The organism is Putridiphycobacter roseus (genome assembly GCF_003234935.1).
GTDB classification, from domain to species: Bacteria; Bacteroidota; Bacteroidia; order Flavobacteriales_D; family Crocinitomicaceae; genus Putridiphycobacter; species Putridiphycobacter roseus.
On the sequence record NZ_QKSB01000004.1, the window covers coordinates 106,962 to 126,222 of the forward strand.

The following is a 19,261-nucleotide window of genomic DNA, read 5'->3' on the forward strand; positions in this document are numbered from 1 at the left end:
TGGTATAAAAAAATATGCTGGCGGTTTTCGTTTTTGCTACTCCTATCACTAATCCCTTTGGTAGGTATGGCGCAAAGAAAAACTGAATTTGCAATCGGATTAATCCCTGGCGCAAACAGTAGTATTTTATCTTTTGCTATCGTCACTAGAAATGGGGAAACCTTTACTGGAACCCAACTCATCACAGAGCAGCAATTCATGTATTTTATTCTTGGCTACTGGCCTTGTAGAGCAAATCCAAAAAAAGAAGACTTGATGAAAAAAAATGAAGTCCCTAATTTTGCACTGAGTTACGACAGATACGATAAGGTAAATGGCTTTTATAATCCACCGATTCATGAATTATGGAAAATAAAATATCCCGAACATCCTATTAGAAGAGATTTAGGTATCGGTTGGAGTTTAGGAAAGTATAACCCTTCTCCTAAACAGGCAGAATTCTTATATGAACATTATGGCGTATTACATATAAATACTCATTATTTTGTTGGTGAAAAACTCTTTCAAATATTAAAAGATGTACAAGACCCTGAATGGGTTTCAGCTTATCAAGGACTCGTCGAATAAATGGAATATGTCGGTATAAACCAGTCGTTTTATACACTTAAATCATGGTTTAACCCATAGTGCCAAAAATTGACTAGGCATAGCCATTTGTTCCAACAATTAAATTAGTATTTTTGTAGTCAACTTTAAAGCAACGTGAGTAAAAGTACCAATCCCAATACAAAACAAATAGAAAATTTGATTGCGATTAAAAAGAATCGACAGTCCACACAATCTATTAAAATCTTGAGTAAATCCATCATTGAAGGAAATATTCAAGCATTAAGCGAATCTATTACTTTATTAGAATCCACTAAAAATTCCGACCAAAAATTAGCACAAGGCATTATACAAACCTGTTTACCACATGCCGGTAATTCTATTAGAATTGGAATAACAGGTGTACCTGGGGTAGGAAAAAGTACCTTTATTGAACAGTTTGGATTAAGTTTAATTGAAAAAGGACACCAAGTCGCCGTTTTAGCCATTGACCCAAGTAGTGAAAAAACCAAAGGGAGTATATTGGGTGACAAAACTAGAATGAATGAATTGGCCGTCCATCCAAAAGCTTTTATACGGCCCAGTGCAAATGCAGGGTCCTTAGGTGGTGTGGCTAGAAAAACCAGAGAAAGCATTATATTATGCGAAGCAAGTGGTTTTGATATCATCCTTGTGGAAACTGTTGGCGTAGGTCAATCCGAAATTGCAGTACATTCTATGACTGACTTTTTTTTATTGCTCATGTTAGCGGGAGCTGGTGATGAATTACAAGGTATTAAGAGAGGAATCATGGAAATGGCTGACTCTATTTTAATCACCAAAGCGGATGGCGAAAATGTAAAACATGCCAATTTAGCGCGACTGGAATATAAAAATGCACTACATTTATTTCCCCTTACAGCAAACTTATGGACACCAAAAGTGGAAACCATAAGTGCTTTAGAAAAACACGGCATTGAAAAAGCAATTAAAATTATCAATGATTTTAAGGCACACACCAAAAAAAATGGCCATTTTGCCGAAAAAAGAAGCCAACAACAAAAATATTGGATGAGCGAGACTTTAAAAGAAATGATTCTCAAAAATGCTTATGCTAAACCTAATTTTAATACCTTAAAAACTGACATGGAAGCTAAAATTCTAAAAGGAGAAATAAGCTCTTTTCATGCCGCAGAACAAATTTATAAAAACCTATACCCAAATGAGTGAATTACAAATGGCTTTAAAAGCTGACCAATCTTTTATTGAATTGAATAAATTACTACAAGTAATGAAAATTGCCCAGACTGGTGGTCATGCAAAAATTATGATTCAAAACGAGGAAGTAAAAGTGAATGGACAAACCGAAACCAGAGTTAGAAATAAAATTAAAAAAGGAGACTTAGTACAAGTAAATAATTCTTCAATCCTAGTGCAATAATTCTGCTCCAGTTAGAAATTCAAATGAAACCAATACTGTTATTCTTTTTTACAGTCCTTTTATATACTAATGTTCATAGTACCCACTTCTCAGGAGGACTAATCAGTTATGAACCTACAGATCAAACTAATGAATATATTTTCACATTGGTGAATTATTATGATTGTACAACTGGTGATCCAAATTTTTTATATCCAAATTCTTTAGAATTGAAACTAATTAATACTTGCGATCAATCTTTCATTAATATCACATTACCTGTTATTTCAAATACCGAAGTCACTGCACTATGCGATAGTTCTTTATATTTTTCAAACTGTGGTTTAGGATCAATTGCGGGGATAAGAAAGGCAATTTTTAGTGTAACTTACACACTTCCATCCACATGTAATGAATGGAAACTTCATCATACCCTTTACGCAAGTTACAGAAATAATCCCGACAACCTCAACACAACTCCTTATTCTTTAATGACGACGCTTAATAATTTAGATTTCCCTAATAATTCTTCTCCAGTTAGAAATTCAAATTTCCCTATTGTTAACCTTTGTACTGGGCAAAATAGTACACTTTCATTATTTGTAAATGATCCAGACAGAGATTCATTAAATTTTAAACTAACAAGCGCTTTGGACAGTTATTTGGGTTCTGGTCAATATTCGCCTGGGTATTCAGGTACAAATCCAATCAACGGAATTAGCATTGATGCCTTAACTGGTGAATTAAATTTCCAAGGTGCCTTTGCTGGAAAATATACAATTGCAATAGAAATTGAAGAGTTTTCAAATAATGGCATTTCAATAGGGACTTCACTTTTAGAGTTTCAAATTATTTTAGAAAATTGTAGCAACAACCAACCACAAATCGGAAATGTACAAAACTTCAACAACTTAGGCACCAATACCACTCATATTGGAAATCACTTCGAGGCGTGTACAGGAGACCAGTTTTGTTTCGATATTGTGGTAAATGATCTAAATACGTCAGATAGTATCTATTTATCCTCAGATGTTGATAGTATTTTTCCGGGAACTACATTTTCACAAACTGGATTTAATCCCGCTACTGCAAGCGTCTGTTGGAATTACGACCGAGACTATAGTAGCGCAATTTTTTCCATTTCTGCCAACGACGGCGCTTGTCCAATGCTTCCTGAAGTCAGTCGTGCCTTTCATATTAAATTACCGCATTCAGCTGAAATTCTGTACGATACATTATATTTATGTGACACTACCACCGCCTTTTTGTTGAGTAATTACCACTCTCCAATTTATTGGTACGATTTAAATGGTAATTTACTTAATGTGGGTACGGATATAAGCTGTAATCCTTGTAATACTGCATCACTTAAGTTTACCCAAGACACTACCATTATTGGCTCCTATTTAACGAGTGGAAATTGCTTTACACCCGACACTGTCTTTATTAAGACCAGCTTCATTCAGGTAGATTTATTACCTGATACTATTCTATTTTGTGTTGGAGATACCATTACCATTCATTCTCCCTATCCTCAATATACAAATGTTTGGAATGATAACATTTACGCAGACTCTCTTGTAGTCGATTATATTTCTGAAGGTTATGTGTCATTAGAAGTGAATTTTAGCGGAAACTGTTCCGTAACAGATTGGGTATTTGCCAACCCTATTTCTAGTAGTGACTTATTAATCGACACATTGATCCATTGTGGGGCCAACCCTAATATTGCCATTGCCCCAAACAATACAAGTTGGTACGATTTAGGTGGAAACTTATTAGATATCGGCATGGATGTCAGCTGTAACCCTTGTGGCAATCCAGCGTTTTTGTTCACGAACGACACCATGGTTATCAAACCCATCAATCAAGCATGTCCGGAGTTTGACACATTGTATATTCAACCTAACGCATCAATTGATAATTCCTTTTCCGATACGATCTTCTTCTGTGATGAAGACACAGTTCAACTCGTTAATCCATTTCCTAATTATAACAGTCTATGGCATACTGGTTCAAATAACGATACCATATTCATTCATACCGACAGTACTCAAAATGGATTTTTAAACATTTATATCAGTAATGCCATCTGTGATACCAAAAAATTTCTGCTCTTTTCTCAGGTGACAGAAGCCACCATTACCCCTTCCGCTTTCGGATTATCCACTGGCAACTTCACAAATTATCAGTGGATTTTTAACGATACAAATATTGTAAGTGCAAATGCTATAAGCCATTTTCCACAATTCAACGGAAATTATCAAGTTTACGTAGTGGATAGCATTGGGTGTACTGATACTTCTGATATACATCATCAACACAGCTCAAGTTGATAATTACAAGGTATCTAAATATATTCAAAGGGTGAACAATGAAATTATCGTAAAGGATGCACCAGTTAATGCTACCCTAATGTGGTACAACATGAGTGGTAAACTCGTTGACAAAAGGCTGATTTCTGACACAAAAGTTGTTATTCAATTACCCAAATCAAAACAAATTTACATTGCAAAACTTATTTCAGCAGCTGGTGAAATCTTAGAAATAAAAAAGCTTTGAGCTAAACTGTAAGTTTAAAAAAAAATATAAAGTAAGTAGTGTTGATTGAGTCCATACAGCTCATGGTCTATAATTCTTATTTCATTAATTTTCTTATATTTATAGCAGATAAATTAATTTTATGTTGAAATCGATTCTCTATACACTCATTACATTTTTCACATTCACATTGCATGCTTCACACGTTGCTGGTGGTAATATTTCATACAAAGCCACTAATAATCCTAATGAAGTAGAATTTACACTAACATTTTACAGAGACTGTTCAGGAGTTTCATCACAAAACAGTTATGCTCTAACTATTCATAATGGTTGTACTGGTCTTGATTCATTTGTAATTGTAAATAATTTCATGGAGGAAGACATCTCTCAATTTTGTCCAGCAGCTGCTTCTATATCACCTTGTAATGGAGGGAATATTGGCTCTGGATTTATAAAAACAGTATTTAAAGGCACACATCAATTCAACAGCTTTTGTGACGATTGGGTATTTAGTTTGGGAATATGTAACAGAAACCCTTCTGCCAACCTTTTGGGTAATCCTTGTTTTTACATAGAAACAACCATGGATAATTTAAATTTCCCAAATAATTCCTCTCCGTTTGTCACAGATATCTTTCATATTCCAACATATACATTAGGGTCTACTGCCCATTTATCAAATTACATAGTAGATCAAGATCAAGATTCACTTCGGTTTAGTTTGGTAGCTGCATTAGAATTTTCTGGTGATTCAGTTGATTATGTTTCACCTTACTCTGGAACTTCTCCCATCACCAACATCAGTATTGACCCCGCAACAGGTCAATTGAGTTTTCCATATTCCATGTCGGGAAACTATACGATAGCGGTCTTAGTTGAGGAGTTTTCTGAATTGGGTCAATTAAAAGGTACTTTTATCAACGATTACATTATTTCATTAGATGATCAAATGGTTAATGCTCCCCCATCATTTGGGAATATCTCTAATTTCAATAATTTTGGTACCAATGCAAGTTTTGGTAATAATGAACTCACCCTCGGTGTAGGCGATCAATTTTGCTTTGATGTTCAAATGACCGATACAGATGCCAATGATTCTATTTCCATTACTTCTGATATACAAACTGTTTTGCCCAATTCAACCATCACATACAGTGGGTCAAACCCAACAACTGCAACAGTCTGTTGGAATTTTCAACCCAATTATATGAGCAATGCTTTTTCAATTAAAGCAACCGATAATGCATGCCCCTATTTAGGTTCTAATTCTCAGACTTATTTGTTGAATATGCCGCCTGCTACTTCTAACATCATTGGCAGCAATTTATCTTATTCCACCACCAACAATCCCAATGAAATAGCGTTCACCCTTAATATACTCGCTGATTGTAATGCCTTTTATTTTGAAAGTGATATGCAAATAAACATTCAAAACAACTGTGGTTTTTCTGACACTTCCATTGTGTTATTTATTGATTCCGAAGCTGAGATATCACCATTATGTCCGGCTGAAATCAATAATTCTTCTTGCAATGGAGGCACACTTCCTTTTGGCTATAAAAAATTCACCTATAAAGGAATTCATCAATTGGCTGGAAATTGTAGTGATTGGAATTTTAATTTCACTTACAGCAACCGTGGTGTAGCTAATAACTTACAATCAAGTGATGCAGTTTACGTTGAATCTACGCTGAACAATAGCCTTCCGAGCACAAACTCATCTCCTTATTTAAGCGATTTATTTGAAATTCCTTTTTTAATTAATGGCCAAACTATGAATTTATCAAACTTCATTATTGATCCCGACCAGGATTCCTTAAAGTTCAGTTTAGTTTCAGCATTAAACAGCCAAGGAGCTGCTGTTACGTATTCAAATGGGTATTCAGGAACAAATCCAATGCCCGGAATTAGTATGGATGAATCTACAGGTCAATTAACTATTTCAAATGCAGTTGAAGGTAAATATAGTATCACCGTCTTGGTCGAAGAATTTTCGAACCAAGGAGATTTGAAAGGAACTTTTATGCATGATTTTATCCTACAGGTAGTGAGTAACTCAAATTCAGCACCAAGCATAAGTCCAATTGTCAACTTTAATAATTACGAAACTTTTGCATCATTCAATGATTATAATATTCAATTAGTGAATGGTGAACAATTTTGTTTTGATTTAACTTTTACGGATGTAAATTCTGCTGACAATATCAACGTTGAAACTGATATTCTTGAAGCATTGCCGAATGCCACTATTACTGCTTCGGGAAACAATCCTTATACGGCAACAATTTGTTGGGCATTTGAACCAGGATTAAAAAATGTATTCTTTTCTATTAAAGCAAAAGACAATGCTTGTCCAATTGTGGGGGCAAATTCTCAAACAATTCATATCAGTCCTGGAGATTTTGTACCCAGTAATCTAGCACTAGCTGAATCAATTGCTAATTCAACTAAAATATATAAAGTTGCCGACAAAATTCATATCGAATCGAGTTTAACATATGGTACAGTGCAGGTGTATGACATGACAGGGAAATTGTTAATTAATAAAAAAATCAATGGACAGCAAGCCCAAATTAATCTTACTTTTCCGACACAGATTTTTATCGTTAAGTTATTTGATGCAAATGGCAGTTTAATTAAAACTCAAAAATTATAAAATACATAGTCTGCCAATCGTTTTAATGTTTATTTATTATGAAAAGACGGTATTTAATACCGTCTTTTTTTTAATTTTACACAAACCCAAAGTATAATTAATAAATGGACTTTAAGGAAGAAAAATACCAAGCTCAACTCAGGGCCATAGTAAATGCGACTGAAGCTAGTGGCGATCGTCCACTTTCTCTTTCTGAATTAAAAGAGTTGGCCAATTCCATGGGACTAAGCGATAAGGAATGGGAACAATTATTAGAAGAAGGTAACCGTTTATTAGCACTCGCTAAAAATCATTTAAAAGCCCGAAATTATACAGATGCAGTTACCGCTGCAGATGAAGCAACCGCCATAAACCCTTATTTAAAAGATGGCAATGCGGTATTAGCACAAGCTTACTTAATGCAATGGCTTGATGACCAAGATTTGGTTAAAATGCAAAAAGCGGAATACTATGCGCGCAAAGAATTAAAAGTAGATGCACACGATACACAAGCATTAAACGTCCTAAGTACGGTACAGAATAAAAAAAGAATCTTAGGAAAAGATGGAAAGTTGAAAAAATACTTATTTATTGGCCTAGGTGTAATATCCCTACTTATTTTAATCAGCTATTTTTCAATCAGTGGAAACAGCAGTAAGGGAACAGCATTCAAGCTTATTGAATTAGAAGAAGAGGTAAATGCAAAATATGAATTAATTCAAACTGCTACAGAAAGAAGAAATAATTTAGTGCCGGAGTTATTAAAAGCTGTTCAATCTAATGATAATAATAGAGCCATTATTAATGAAATTGAAAATCTACAAAAACAAATTAGTTCAGCAAATGCTACAGAAATAATTCCATTAGAAATGGCATTAGAAAAAAAAATAAACGAAGCCAAAGGCTTAGTGAGTACCAATGATAGTAAGTCGAGTTTAATTATTAGCATAGAAGGAGCCGAAAATAGAATCTCTTTCGCAAGAAGTGCTTATAATGAAGCGGTAAAAAACTACAACGTACTTGTGAAACAAAATCAAGCTGACTTTCCACAATTTGAAACAAAACCATATTATCCATAAATGAAAAGTTTAAAGTTAAGTTTTCTTATTTTATGCTTACAAATTGGCTTGTCCAGCAAGTGTGCTGCAACAGCTATCATGGCAAATGCAACCGTTGCGGCCATGCATCAAAACAATTCATCTTATGGTTCTAGCGCTATACAAGATATACCTAACAATAGGGAAACTAATGACATTTGGGTAAGCAACCCTGACCATATTATCAGTGAGCAATCGGTGATTAAAATTGATACTAAATTAAAAGAAATAGAAAATAAAACAGGATATGAGATTGGGGTAGTATTACTACAATCTATCCAGCAACAAAATGCATTCGATTTTGGGCTATCTTTATTTAATGAATGGGGCATTGGAAAACAGGACAAGAATAATGGTTTGTTAATACAAGTAGTCCTATCTCCAAGTTCACTCACCTTTATAACTGGTAAAGGTACCGAACTTGTTTTGTCAGATGCCGCTACCTATGCAATTGGTGAAGACTATATAAAACCCGAATTTAGAAATAACAATTACGCCAATGGAATACTAAATGGATTAAATCAAATTGAAACCATATTTGAAGGAAATGATCTCCCTACAAACCAATCCATAGCCTATCAAGATTATACCAATTCAACTTTATCTTGGTATGAACGGTATCCATTTTTATTAATTTATGCGATTGTCTGTTTGATTTTTTTTGCGATTTATATACTTACACTTCTAATTACCATACTTACCATCCAAGACCTTCACCGCAGGTACTACATTCTAAAAGTCTTTAATCTACTTATTTTTCCAATTTTAATGCCTTTGCCCTTTGCCTTGCTTTATTACTTGAATAAGTATTTAATGAATAACTGGCGAAACACCATTCGTTTTTATGATAAAACAGGAGAAATAATGCACAAACTATCAGAAGAAGAAGAAGATAAATATCTTTCTGATGGACAGATAACGGAAGAACGTATCAAATCAATCGACTATGATGTGTGGATAACTGCCAATAGAGACGGAATATGGGTATTGGGCTATAAAGATTGGATAAACAAATATAAAAAATGTCCAAAATGTAAACACCAAACTTATTATAAGGCATACGATAAAACCATTCGTCCTGCTACTTATTCTAGCCATGGTACTGGTCAAAAAAAATATTATTGTGAGAATTGCCAACACCAAAAAATAATTAATTACAACATACCAAGACTAACACGTGCAAACAATAGAGGATTTAGTGGTGGTGGTTCTTCAAGCGGGGGATCTTCTTGGGGAGGTGGTTCTTCAAGTGGCGGTGGTTCTTCAAGTGGTTGGTAAATAAAAACATAAAAATGGAAAAAAAACCTTTAATATTAATTACAAATGATGATGGCATTACTGCCAAGGGGATTAAAAATTTAGTGGAGGCCATGCGCCCGCTTGGGACATTGGTAGTAGTTGCCCCTGACAAACCACAAAGTGGTATGGGACATGCCATTACTATTCATGATCCAATCCGTCTTAAAAAATCGAATCAATTTGAAGGTGTAGAAGCTTATACATGCAGTGGTACTCCTGTAGATTGTGTAAAAATTGCCTTATACGAAATTTTAAAAGAAAGACCAGCTCTAATTGTATCAGGCGTAAATCATGGCTCGAATGCGGCAACCAACATTTTATACTCCGGTACCATGTCTGCCGCAGTGGAAGGTGCAATAGAAGATATTCCTTCCGTTGGTTTTTCATTATTAGATTTTGATGCAAACGCAGATTTTGCTGCAGCAGCTCATTATGCACATAAAATAGCCAAAGAAGTTTTAAAGCATTCCTTGCCTAAAAATACTTGCTTGAATGTCAACATCCCAAAAGGAGAATTGACAGCTGTTAAAGGAACTAAAATATGCCGACAAGGTAAAGCATTTTGGGACGACCAGTTTGTAAAAAGACAGGATCCATTTGGAAATGATTACTATTGGATTTCTGGTGAGTTTAGCGTTACCGATCATGGCGAAGATACGGATATGTGGGCCTTAGATCATAATTATGTCTCCATTGTTCCTACACAGTTCGATATGACCGCCTTTGGTCTTATCAGTCAATTAAATGAATGGGATTTATAATTTTAATTAAATTTGTATATGAGCATTAGTCAAAAATTAGCAAAATACGATAAAGCTTCCATTGGAATAATAGTGGCTTTAATTCTTTTAATCCTTGGATTTTTATTGTCTTATTTTGTAAAAGGATACACCACTAACATTCCACTTTCAAGGTATACTAGGTATTTATTTACAGGATCACCTGACAGAATGGACATCTTAATTTTTAGCCTATTACCAAATATGCTTTTATTTTATTTTGTGAATTTTCAATGGAGAATGTACGAATTTGTAAAAGGTCTTGTTGCGGTAAGTGTTATTTTCTGTCTGATTATTGTATTTCTTTCGCTTTAGATTTGGGTACCCAAAACAACAATACAATACCTAATACAAAGAAGACAACTAACGCCAAAATAGACTTTCTCATGTCTCCAGAAGAAGACTCTACAAACCCAAATATTACCATACCAATAATAATCCCAATTTTTTCAGTGATGTCGTAAAAACTAAAGAAGGAAGCAGTATCCGTTGTTTCTGGTAAAAACTTTGAATAGGTAGAACGCCCTAAAGATTGTGTTCCGCCCATCACAAAACCTACAATACCGGCTAAAATATAGAAAGGCGTAGGACTGTAAACAAAGAAATAAGCATAAAGACAAGCCAATACCCATACAATCAAAGCAATCATTAAAGTTTTAATATTACCAATTTTATTGGATAAAAAACTAAATACATAAGCGCCTAATATAGCCACAAACTGAATAATTAAGACCGCAATAATTAACCCTGCAGTATTATCATCCCCTTGAAAAACTTCTTTTTTTGCGAATAATACTGCCATCAACATAATGGTTTGTACTCCCATACTAAACATAAAAAAGGAATATAAATACCTTTTAAGTTGCGTATTTTGCTTGATGACTTCCCAAACCTTTTTTAACTCCTTAAAACCATTCCCCATTATTTGCTTGGTAACTTTGTGTCCTGTTTTAGTACTCGGAATATAAGCATAAGTGATATGAGAAAAACCAATCCACCAAATACCAGCAACAACAAACGCGAACTTGGCTGAAATAAGCGGTTCTCCCCCTCCTACTGCTCCCATCAAATACAATAGGGCCACCAACATAATGGAAGACCCAAAATACCCCATTGCAAATCCCCTTGCAGAAATTTTATCGTGGTCTTTCGGCTCCGCAATTTCTGGTAAATAAGCATTGTAAAAAACCAGACTATTCCAAAAACCAATACTGGCGATAAAAATGGAAACCATACTCAATTCTAATCTATTTACATCAAAAAAGTACAAAGAAGCAGTAGCAAGTGCTCCTAAATAACAAAAGAAACGCAAGAAGGATTTTTTGGAACCTGCATAATCTGCAATCCCAGAAAGAATGGGAGAAAGCAATGAAACAACCACAAAAGAGGCAGCTATTACATAGGAATACAAAACTGTATTTTTAATACTCACACCAAAAAACATGACCATATCATGGTTCTCCCCTGTTCCAATGTCATGGGTTACTGTTTCGTAAAAAATAGGAAAAATGGTGGTAGAAATAACTAAAGGGTAAATAGAATTTGCCCAATCGTAAAATGTCCAAGCTCTTATTATTTTCTTATTTCCTTTTTCCATAATTCACTTATTATATTCAAATATGCATAAAAAAAAGGGAGAATTTACATTCTCCCTTTTTTTTATAAATGGTCTTTTAATTATTTTGTGATTTCAAAAGTCACCCTTCTATTTTTTGCTTTCCCAATTTCTGATCCAGAATCATTCGCTGGCATTTCAGCACCTTTTTGTTCAATAGTCAAACGCTCAGTTGCAATACCATTTTTAGATAAATAACTCGTAATCGCTTCTGCTCTTTTCACATCAATTCCAGTTGCTTTCTCATCTGTTGCTTCATCTTCATCCATATGAACAATTAATTTCATTTTCATGTCCGTTTTTGACTTCATCACATTTAAAATGTTTTCCAAGTGTTCTTTTGCGTTTAATCCTAAACTCGCTGAATTATATCCAAAGTACACTGTAGTATATTTTACAATTTGCATTTCAGTCATACCTTCAGGGTTTACAGCACTAACTGCATAAACTAAAGATGTTTTTTCTTTGGTATCCGTTTTACATTTACAGTCACTTTCTTCGTCAATTAATTCTACAGAAACATTATCTAAGAAATAATAAGCTCTAATGGTTTGTGGTCCGGTAAACTCACTTGGCTTTTTCATTCTCTCACTTTTGGTATCTCCATTACTTTTAAAATTACCAATAGTCAAAAACTTTTCACCGCCATCTGCAATATAAGTACCACAAATTTCTTCCCAGCCAAACATAGCGTTAAAAATAGGGTTTTCAACATGCATCACATGCGAAGGTCCAATAATGCTTTTATCTTCACTAATATTGTATTGTTTTTTTGAAAAGTTTGCAGCTATATTATTAGCACCATATTTAGAACTTTCCGCTAAGGAGACATAAAACTTTACACAATATTTTTGCCCTTTTCTCATGGGTAATTTTAATTTGGTAGAAACATAAGAACGTGGTTCTTTATCCCCGTAACTAAATGCATTAAACCCAACATAAGCTGAACCTTCTTCTGCATCTTCGTTTCCATTCATATTTTTTGGCACACCAAGTTTGTCTTTATTAATAGAACTGTATAGATCAGCAGCAGTTTTAGTAGGTGAAATCCAACCGGCAGTCAAATCAATAGAACCACCTTTCTTAATCTTACCTGTCACATCTTCAAAAGATCCATTTTCAATTAAATCTGAAGCCGACTGCCCCATTGTGTTCATCAAAAGCCCAAGGCTTAAGCATGTCATTAATATTTTTTTCATTTTCATATAAACTGATTTAAGTCAATTTGCATCAAAAATACAATAAGTCCTCGATTTTCAAAAGAATTCCGCACCTTTTTTACGCCTTTGAAAAACAATTTCACCTGCATTGTACATTTTAAGCAAAATGAGTATTTTTAAATTACGTTAATTTGAATTACATATATCGTTCCAAAAATCACCGCAACCTTAGTCTAACTATGCAATAGCCTAACTTTCAGACAGATAGTTTTAACCAAAAAAAAGACGATTCTAATGAATCGTCTTTAGTACTATCGTTAAAGTATCTTAAAGAGAATTAACTTGCTTCGTTAATTTTGATTTTAAGTTACTCGCTTTTTTCTTGTGAATGATATTTCTTTTTGCAAGCTTATCTAGCATTGCAACAACCTTAGGAAGCATTTCTGTCGCTTCTTTCTTGTCAGTACTAGCTCTTAAAACTCTTACTGCATTTCTTGTTGTTTTGTGCACAAACTTATTTCTCAATCGCTTTGCGTTGTTAGATCTAATTCTTTTAAGTGCTGACTTATGATTTGCCATAATTCTATTCTATTATTTATCTACTTTTTAATACTATATATTGAAGTAAAATTAAGTAGCCCATAGGAGAATCGAACTCCTGTTTCCAGGATGAAAACCTGGCGTCCTAACCACTAGACGAATGGGCCATAAAAAATGGTACTTCAATTGTAGCCCATAGGAGAATCGAACTCCTGTTTCCAGGATGAAAACCTGGCGTCCTAACCACTAGACGAATGGGCCAATAAATTAATTCCTTTTCTAAAAGGAGTGCAAATATAATTCTATTTTTTTTCTCCGCAAATTTTTATTGAACTTTTAACTAATTATTTTTGAGTCGGACTGAAATTTAAACCCTAAACGCTTACCAGTTTTCAGTTTACTGTCATTACTTAAGGTTTGCATTTGCTGTACAGAAACAGAACTAACAGCTTGATATGGTGGTGTCAATAAATCAAATTCAATAGCATACGCAGCTACTTTTAGAATCACATCAAGCATTACCTCCTTGTTAATAACTTGATTTAAAAAATCTCGATAAGCGAACTCTAAATGTCCTTTTCCTTCAATAATAAAGTGATTTTCTTTATTAATGAATAGTCTTGCGATTAAATATCCCGCATCATTAAACCTATTTAGTTCATATGAATCTGCCAAAAAATTGTAAATATTAATGATTCCACAATAAGCATTTGTTGGCTCATTTTTAATATACGAGCTTTGGTGCACATAATTTGACTTAGGGAAACGAAACACATTAGTATGCATATAGAATATCAAAACATCTGAACCAATATACAACTGCGCTTCATATGGTCCGGCATCAACATACTTCAACCTTATCTTTGGTTGATCTTCAATTTCTGACTTTAACATACTAATACAGTCGCTCAATTCCGTTTTTAATACCCGGAACCATTCTTTTGTATTAGCAAACACAGCTTGCTTCATTAAGGACTTCCCCTTCAATAATTCTACAATATTTGCACTTTCCTTATTCATAATAATATTATTAATAGGCTTTCGCCATAATCACTCTTTGTTTAGATGGTTTTCCTGTCACCATGCAAACGCCTGGTTCTTTTTCCATTTCTAATGGCAGACAACGGATGGTCGCTTTGGTTTCCGCTTTAATTTTTTCTTCTGTTTCACTAGTGCCGTCCCAATGTACTAAGAAAAAACCACCCTTTTTTTCTAATTGTTCTTTAAACGCGTCATACGTGTCTACTTCCCGCATATTTTCTTTTCTAAACAACTCTGCTCTGCTTAATAAATTAACTTGAATCTCTGCTAACAAATCTTCAACATAATCAGCTAAACCATCTATAGAGACGGATGTTTTGGCTTGCGTATCCCTTCTTGCAACCTCTACTTGGTTATTTTCTAAGTCTCTTGGGCCAATAGCAATTCTTACTGGTACTCCTTTCGCTTCATATTCAGCAAACTTCCAACCTGGTCGCTTTTGATCATCATCATCATATTTTACAATGATTTGCTTTTTCTTTAAAGCGGCAATTATCTCATCTACTTTCTCCCCTATCTGTGCTCTTTGTTCATCTGTTTTATAAATTGGCACAATAGCCACATGTATAGGCGCAATTTTAGGCGGTAAAACTAATCCAAGGTCATCTGAATGTGTCATGATTAAAGCGCCCATTAAACGAGTAGAAACTCCCCATGAAGTAGCCCAAACATAATCTTCTTTACCTTCTTTATTGGCAAATTTCACGTCGAATGCTTTGGCAAAATTTTGCCCTAAGAAATGAGAAGTTCCTGCTTGAAGGGCTTTACCATCTTGCATCATTGCTTCAATACAGTAGGTTTCGTCTGCACCAGCAAATCGTTCACTTTCACTTTTTAATCCTTTAATTACCGGCATTGCCAAATAATCTTGAGAGAAATCAGCATAAACATTATTCATTTGCTCTGCTTCCGCAATAGCTTCCGCTTTGGTGGCATGCGCTGTATGTCCTTCTTGCCATAAAAACTCTGCCGTTCTTAAAAATAACCTGGTCCGCATCTCCCAACGAACCACATTTGCCCATTGATTGATTAACAAAGGTAAATCTCTATAAGATTGAATCCACTTTTTATAAGTACTCCATATAATTGCCTCTGAAGTTGGACGGACTACAAGTTCTTCTGTTAATTTAGCTTCTGGATCAACGATTAACTTTCCTTTATTATCAGGGTCACTTTTTAAACGATAATGAGTAACCACTGCGCATTCTTTTGCAAATCCTTCTGCATTTTTTTCCTCAGCCTCAAATAAACTTTTTGGAATGAAAATTGGAAAATAAGCGTTAGAATGTCCCGTCTCTTTAAATTTTTCATCTAAAACAGACTTCATATTTTCCCAAATAGCATAGCCATATGGTTTAATCACCATACACCCTCTTACCTCTGAATTCTCAGCTAAATCAGCTATTTTGATGATATCTAAATACCATTGAGAATAGTCTTTTGCTCTTGGTGTTATTTTACTTGCCATTTTGGTATAGTTTTTGTATCTTTATTTAATGATGAACAAAGGTAAAAATAAGTTTTTCCATTCCAAATCAATCATTATGAAAAAGACATTTTATTTTCTAGCATTACTAATCGGCACGGGCTTGGCCTCTTGTCAAATGAGTAAACCCATCTATGACGACGTGTACGATAGTCCGAAAAAGGAATATACAGTAGTTAGTGAATCAACTGGTTACGAGAAATATATTGAAAATGGTGAATCGGACGATAATATTGTGATTGTTGAAGAGAAACTGGACCAAAATCCAAACACTTCTTTTAGCAACAATGACAATATTACAGTCAACAATTATTATGGCAGTAACAACACTTATTCTAGTCCTGCGACTAGTTATTGTTACGTGCACTATAAGTACAATTGCTACTACAACCATTACAACAACTATAATCAGTTTAGTAACAATTGGGCGTTTAATTACAATTATTATGGTGGTTGGGGCAGTTATAACAACCACTTCCATAATTACGGCTATAACTCTTTTAATAACTATGGCTATTGGGGGGGCTATCCAAACAACTATTACAATAATAATTATGCCATGTGGAATAATCCTTATTATTCTCCTTATTATAACAACCCGTATTATAATAACCCATACTATAATAACCCATATTATAATAATCCATACTATAACAATCCTTATTATGGGAACAACTGGAATGGTCAACAAGGAAATGATTATGCATCTTCAAAAGGTAACTTCCAGTATGGTCACCGTAAAGGAATGTCTACCGGATCAAGATCAACCAACAATACAGCTTATCCGCAAACCGTAAAAAGTGTACAAGTGGCTGACAATACCAACAGCGCTAATACTACTCGAAATCAAAATTTTAAATCAGTAAATAGTAAAAACGTTAAGCCTAACATTTCTACCATTAGTGAAGTAGATAGAAGAATCGTACAATCACAGTTTAAACAGGACACAAAAGTAGAAAAACCAGGGATTAGTCAAAACGCAAGGGTTAACACGGTACAAAAACCAACGAGCAACGAAAAACCTGGCGTTAGTGAAAACGCAAGAGTTAGTAATATTCAAAAACCAACGACCACTGTAAAACCAGACAATCAAAAACAATCTAGTAGACAAAATCTTACGGTTACACCAGCAACTAATCCTTGGGCTGTTCGCAATACTACTAACACCAGAAATACTGACCCGAAAGTAAATGGCACAAATTCAGGAAATACTAATTCTAATGGAAGAAACACGACTCCTGTAAATACAAAGACAAATACGCCGACTAGAACAACGACACCGACAAGAACTACGACGCCGACAAGAACTACGACGCCAACGAAAACAACAACACCGACTAGAACTACGACGCCAACGAGAACTACGACGCCAACGAGAACTACAACACCGACTAGAACTACGACACCGACTAGAACTACGACACCAACGAAAACTACGACACCGACTAGAACTACGACACCGACTAGAACGACGACGCCTACAAGGTCGACATCTACTCGATCTACACCAACCAGGTCTACTTCCTCTAGATCTACGCCTACTCGATCAACATCAACAAGGTCTACACCAACAAAATCATCCTCTAGTAAAAGTTCAACTAACCGAAGATAAACAAACGCTACTATGAAAGTAACATTATCCATTTTTATACTGCTATTAATGCCTTTGGCTTACGGACAAAATGAAGAAGATGCATTAAGATATTCATCTGAATCTTTGGGTGGAACCGCTAGAAATATCGGGATGGGAGGTGCAATGACAGCACTAGGAGGCGACTATTCCGCTACCTTAAAGAATCCTGCAGCAATTGGCAAATTTATTAAAAGTAATTTTTCTTTTACGAGCTTTGTCGAACAAAATGTTTCAGAAACTTCCTTTCGCGGCAACATACAAAGTCAAGACATATTTAACTATAAACTAGGTAATTTATCTTATGTTAAAGCATATGAATTAAATCCCAGAAATTATAATAACTGGATGGGAGTGCAACTTGGGATAGGCTACAATAGAAAACAATCATTTAATAAGTCATTTAGCTATAACGGCAGTGGCAGTGGTTCTATTATTGACTACTTTATAGTAGAAGCAGGTAATACTGACCCGGATTTAATCTATGGTGAAAATAGATATAGCGCTGGACTAGCCTATGATAATTATGTCATTGACCCATATATCAATGATTCTGGTATTTATTACGACTCTGACAAAAGTGGCGATTCAAAACAATCAAGAAGGTTTACTGAATCAGGCGGAATGGGAGAAGTTAATTTTTCTATAAGTGGAAACTACAATAATAAATTATTAGTCGGCGCCAGTTTAAACATAGTTACTTTAAACTACGATTCAAGGTTTACCCATAATGAATCCTTTGCAGACACGAGTTCAAGTATACAAACATTAGATTATTCTGGTTACTTAAATGTGAACGGATCTGGAGTAAATTTAAGAATTGGAACCGTATTTATGCCTTATGATTTTATCAGAATTGGTTTAGCAATTGAAACACCTACAAGATTAGTTGTACACGAAAAATTTGGTAACGACATGCGAAATGAATCTGTTTATGGTATTTACGAAACAGATAACGAAACCCAACCTACTGGTGCATTTGATTACATTGTCATTACTCCTTTTAAAGCGAATTTATCGATAGGTTTAATTGATAAAAAATTAGGAAGTATTGGCATGGAGTTAGAAGTAGTTGACTACAGTATGGCTAACATGAAATCACTACCTAACGCCGACTTAGACTTTTATTCTTTCAATACAGAAAACGCACAAATTGAAAATTTATACAACAATACTTTTAACTTTAAGATAGGAGCCGAAGGCAGAATAACTAACCAACTATACTTAAGAGCAGGATACGCTATTTTTGGCTCTGCATATAAAGATGAAAAAAATGTTTACGCGCCACCGATTCAAAATTACACCGGTGGAATAGGTTATAATTTCGGATCAACTTATATAGATTTTGCAGCTGTATTCCAACAAGAAAACTTTAACCACGTTGCCTACTCTCCAGATATTGAAGGGTCCATTGCTGGGGTTAAAAATCTAAAAAAACAATTTGTATTAACTTTTGGTGCTAGGTTTTAAAGGCAATCTATTTAATTTAG

General features: G+C 34.6%; 17 protein-coding genes and 2 tRNA genes. 12 read left to right on the forward strand and 7 right to left on the reverse strand.

The genetic code is table 11. From position 1 onward, the window contains the following. Nucleotides 1-66 precede the first annotated feature (66 nt). From DNU06_RS08340 to DNU06_RS08385, 10 genes are all read left to right on the forward strand, one after another. A complete protein-coding gene (locus tag DNU06_RS08340) occupies nucleotides 67-567 on the forward strand; it encodes a hypothetical protein (RefSeq protein WP_111062798.1) in 501 nt (166 codons plus the stop codon). A gap of 135 nt (nucleotides 568-702) precedes the next feature. Then, the gene (gene meaB, locus DNU06_RS08345) at nucleotides 703-1,755 is read left to right on the forward strand and encodes a methylmalonyl Co-A mutase-associated GTPase MeaB (protein ID WP_111062799.1); all 1,053 of its coding nucleotides are present in this window, start codon (nucleotides 703-705) and stop codon (nucleotides 1,753-1,755) included. Beyond that, the gene (locus DNU06_RS08350; protein WP_199399004.1) at nucleotides 1,748-1,966 is read left to right on the forward strand and encodes an RNA-binding S4 domain-containing protein; all 219 of its coding nucleotides are present in this window, start codon (nucleotides 1,748-1,750) and stop codon (nucleotides 1,964-1,966) included. Before meaB ends, DNU06_RS08350 begins: the two co-directional genes overlap by 8 nt. Before the next feature lie 23 nt (nucleotides 1,967-1,989). After that, nucleotides 1,990-4,281: a hypothetical protein gene (locus tag DNU06_RS08355; RefSeq protein WP_111062800.1), complete on the forward strand. Its 2,292-nt coding sequence runs from the start codon at nucleotides 1,990-1,992 to the stop codon at nucleotides 4,279-4,281. A gap of 91 nt (nucleotides 4,282-4,372) precedes the next feature. Further along, the gene (locus tag DNU06_RS18105; protein ID WP_262510046.1) at nucleotides 4,373-4,507 is read left to right on the forward strand and encodes a hypothetical protein; all 135 of its coding nucleotides are present in this window, start codon (nucleotides 4,373-4,375) and stop codon (nucleotides 4,505-4,507) included. A gap of 121 nt (nucleotides 4,508-4,628) precedes the next feature. Continuing rightward, nucleotides 4,629-7,145, forward strand: a complete 2,517-nt coding sequence (locus DNU06_RS08365; protein WP_111062802.1) for a T9SS type A sorting domain-containing protein — start codon at nucleotides 4,629-4,631, stop codon at nucleotides 7,143-7,145. Nucleotides 7,146-7,249: 104 nt separating this feature from the next. Further along, on the forward strand, nucleotides 7,250-8,203 hold the full coding sequence (locus tag DNU06_RS08370) for a LemA family protein (RefSeq protein WP_111062803.1): 954 nt from the start codon (nucleotides 7,250-7,252) through the stop codon (nucleotides 8,201-8,203). Continuing rightward, entirely contained in the window at nucleotides 8,204-9,499 is a 1,296-nt protein-coding gene (locus DNU06_RS08375; protein WP_111062804.1) for a TPM domain-containing protein, read from the forward strand. A gap of 14 nt (nucleotides 9,500-9,513) precedes the next feature. Beyond that, the gene (gene surE / locus DNU06_RS08380) at nucleotides 9,514-10,281 is read left to right on the forward strand and encodes a 5'/3'-nucleotidase SurE (RefSeq protein WP_111062805.1); all 768 of its coding nucleotides are present in this window, start codon (nucleotides 9,514-9,516) and stop codon (nucleotides 10,279-10,281) included. Between the two features lie 18 nt (nucleotides 10,282-10,299). After that, nucleotides 10,300-10,614, forward strand: coding sequence for a hypothetical protein (locus DNU06_RS08385; protein ID WP_111062806.1), 315 nt, complete (start codon nucleotides 10,300-10,302; stop codon nucleotides 10,612-10,614). On the opposite strand, the gene DNU06_RS08390 is transcribed toward DNU06_RS08385, so the two are convergent. From DNU06_RS08390 to proS, 7 genes are all read right to left on the reverse strand, one after another. Next, complete coding sequence (locus DNU06_RS08390; protein WP_111062807.1) at nucleotides 10,592-11,896, reverse strand: MFS transporter; 1,305 nt, start codon at nucleotides 11,894-11,896, stop codon at nucleotides 10,592-10,594. The genes DNU06_RS08385 and DNU06_RS08390 overlap by 23 nt on opposite strands. Before the next feature lie 80 nt (nucleotides 11,897-11,976). Continuing rightward, the gene (locus DNU06_RS08395; protein ID WP_158526852.1) at nucleotides 11,977-13,113 is read right to left on the reverse strand and encodes an OmpA family protein; all 1,137 of its coding nucleotides are present in this window, start codon (nucleotides 13,111-13,113) and stop codon (nucleotides 11,977-11,979) included. A gap of 288 nt (nucleotides 13,114-13,401) precedes the next feature. Continuing rightward, complete coding sequence (gene rpsT / locus DNU06_RS08400; protein WP_111062809.1) at nucleotides 13,402-13,653, reverse strand: 30S ribosomal protein S20; 252 nt, start codon at nucleotides 13,651-13,653, stop codon at nucleotides 13,402-13,404. Between the two features lie 56 nt (nucleotides 13,654-13,709). Then, nucleotides 13,710-13,781, reverse strand: a tRNA-Glu gene (locus DNU06_RS08405). Between the two features lie 22 nt (nucleotides 13,782-13,803). Further along, nucleotides 13,804-13,875 (reverse strand) — tRNA-Glu (locus tag DNU06_RS08410). Between the two features lie 75 nt (nucleotides 13,876-13,950). Continuing rightward, nucleotides 13,951-14,634, reverse strand: a complete 684-nt coding sequence (locus DNU06_RS08415) for a hypothetical protein (RefSeq protein WP_111062810.1) — start codon at nucleotides 14,632-14,634, stop codon at nucleotides 13,951-13,953. Between the two features lie 10 nt (nucleotides 14,635-14,644). Next, nucleotides 14,645-16,123 carry a proline--tRNA ligase gene (gene proS, locus DNU06_RS08420; protein WP_111062811.1) on the reverse strand — a complete coding sequence of 493 codons (1,479 nt, stop codon included), beginning with the start codon at nucleotides 16,121-16,123 and terminating at the stop codon, nucleotides 14,645-14,647. 76 nt (nucleotides 16,124-16,199) lie between these two features. Between proS and DNU06_RS17820 the strand changes: the two genes are divergently transcribed. Together DNU06_RS17820 and DNU06_RS08435 are read left to right on the forward strand one after the other, a co-directional pair. After that, on the forward strand, nucleotides 16,200-17,753 hold the full coding sequence (locus DNU06_RS17820) for a hypothetical protein (protein WP_158526853.1): 1,554 nt from the start codon (nucleotides 16,200-16,202) through the stop codon (nucleotides 17,751-17,753). A gap of 12 nt (nucleotides 17,754-17,765) precedes the next feature. Then, nucleotides 17,766-19,241 (forward strand): outer membrane protein transport protein, encoded by a 1,476-nt coding sequence (locus DNU06_RS08435; RefSeq protein WP_111062813.1) that lies wholly within the window; start codon nucleotides 17,766-17,768, stop codon nucleotides 19,239-19,241. The last annotated feature ends 20 nt before the right edge of the window (nucleotides 19,242-19,261 follow it).

What these genes read in the sequence shown, in the direction of transcription:
- DNU06_RS08340 (WP_111062798.1), top strand. Translation starts at nt 67, where the DNA reads ATGGCGCAAAGAAAAACTGAATTTGCAATCGGATTAATCCCTGGCGCA.
- DNU06_RS08350 (WP_199399004.1), top strand. Translation starts at nt 1,748, where the DNA reads ATGAGTGAATTACAAATGGCTTTAAAAGCTGACCAATCTTTTATTGAA.
- DNU06_RS08355 (WP_111062800.1), top strand. Translation starts at nt 1,990, where the DNA reads ATGAAACCAATACTGTTATTCTTTTTTACAGTCCTTTTATATACTAAT.
- DNU06_RS18105 (WP_262510046.1), top strand. Translation starts at nt 4,373, where the DNA reads ATGAGTGGTAAACTCGTTGACAAAAGGCTGATTTCTGACACAAAAGTT.
- DNU06_RS08365 (WP_111062802.1), top strand. Translation starts at nt 4,629, where the DNA reads ATGTTGAAATCGATTCTCTATACACTCATTACATTTTTCACATTCACA.
- DNU06_RS08370 (WP_111062803.1), top strand. Translation starts at nt 7,250, where the DNA reads ATGGACTTTAAGGAAGAAAAATACCAAGCTCAACTCAGGGCCATAGTA.
- DNU06_RS08375 (WP_111062804.1), top strand. Translation starts at nt 8,204, where the DNA reads ATGAAAAGTTTAAAGTTAAGTTTTCTTATTTTATGCTTACAAATTGGC.
- surE (WP_111062805.1), top strand. Translation starts at nt 9,514, where the DNA reads ATGGAAAAAAAACCTTTAATATTAATTACAAATGATGATGGCATTACT.
- DNU06_RS08385 (WP_111062806.1), top strand. Translation starts at nt 10,300, where the DNA reads ATGAGCATTAGTCAAAAATTAGCAAAATACGATAAAGCTTCCATTGGA.
- DNU06_RS08390 (WP_111062807.1), bottom strand. Translation starts at nt 11,896, where the DNA reads ATGGAAAAAGGAAATAAGAAAATAATAAGAGCTTGGACATTTTACGAT.
- DNU06_RS08395 (WP_158526852.1), bottom strand. Translation starts at nt 13,113, where the DNA reads ATGAAAAAAATATTAATGACATGCTTAAGCCTTGGGCTTTTGATGAAC.
- rpsT (WP_111062809.1), bottom strand. Translation starts at nt 13,653, where the DNA reads ATGGCAAATCATAAGTCAGCACTTAAAAGAATTAGATCTAACAACGCA.
- DNU06_RS08415 (WP_111062810.1), bottom strand. Translation starts at nt 14,634, where the DNA reads ATGAATAAGGAAAGTGCAAATATTGTAGAATTATTGAAGGGGAAGTCC.
- proS (WP_111062811.1), bottom strand. Translation starts at nt 16,123, where the DNA reads ATGGCAAGTAAAATAACACCAAGAGCAAAAGACTATTCTCAATGGTAT.
- DNU06_RS17820 (WP_158526853.1), top strand. Translation starts at nt 16,200, where the DNA reads ATGAAAAAGACATTTTATTTTCTAGCATTACTAATCGGCACGGGCTTG.
- DNU06_RS08435 (WP_111062813.1), top strand. Translation starts at nt 17,766, where the DNA reads ATGAAAGTAACATTATCCATTTTTATACTGCTATTAATGCCTTTGGCT.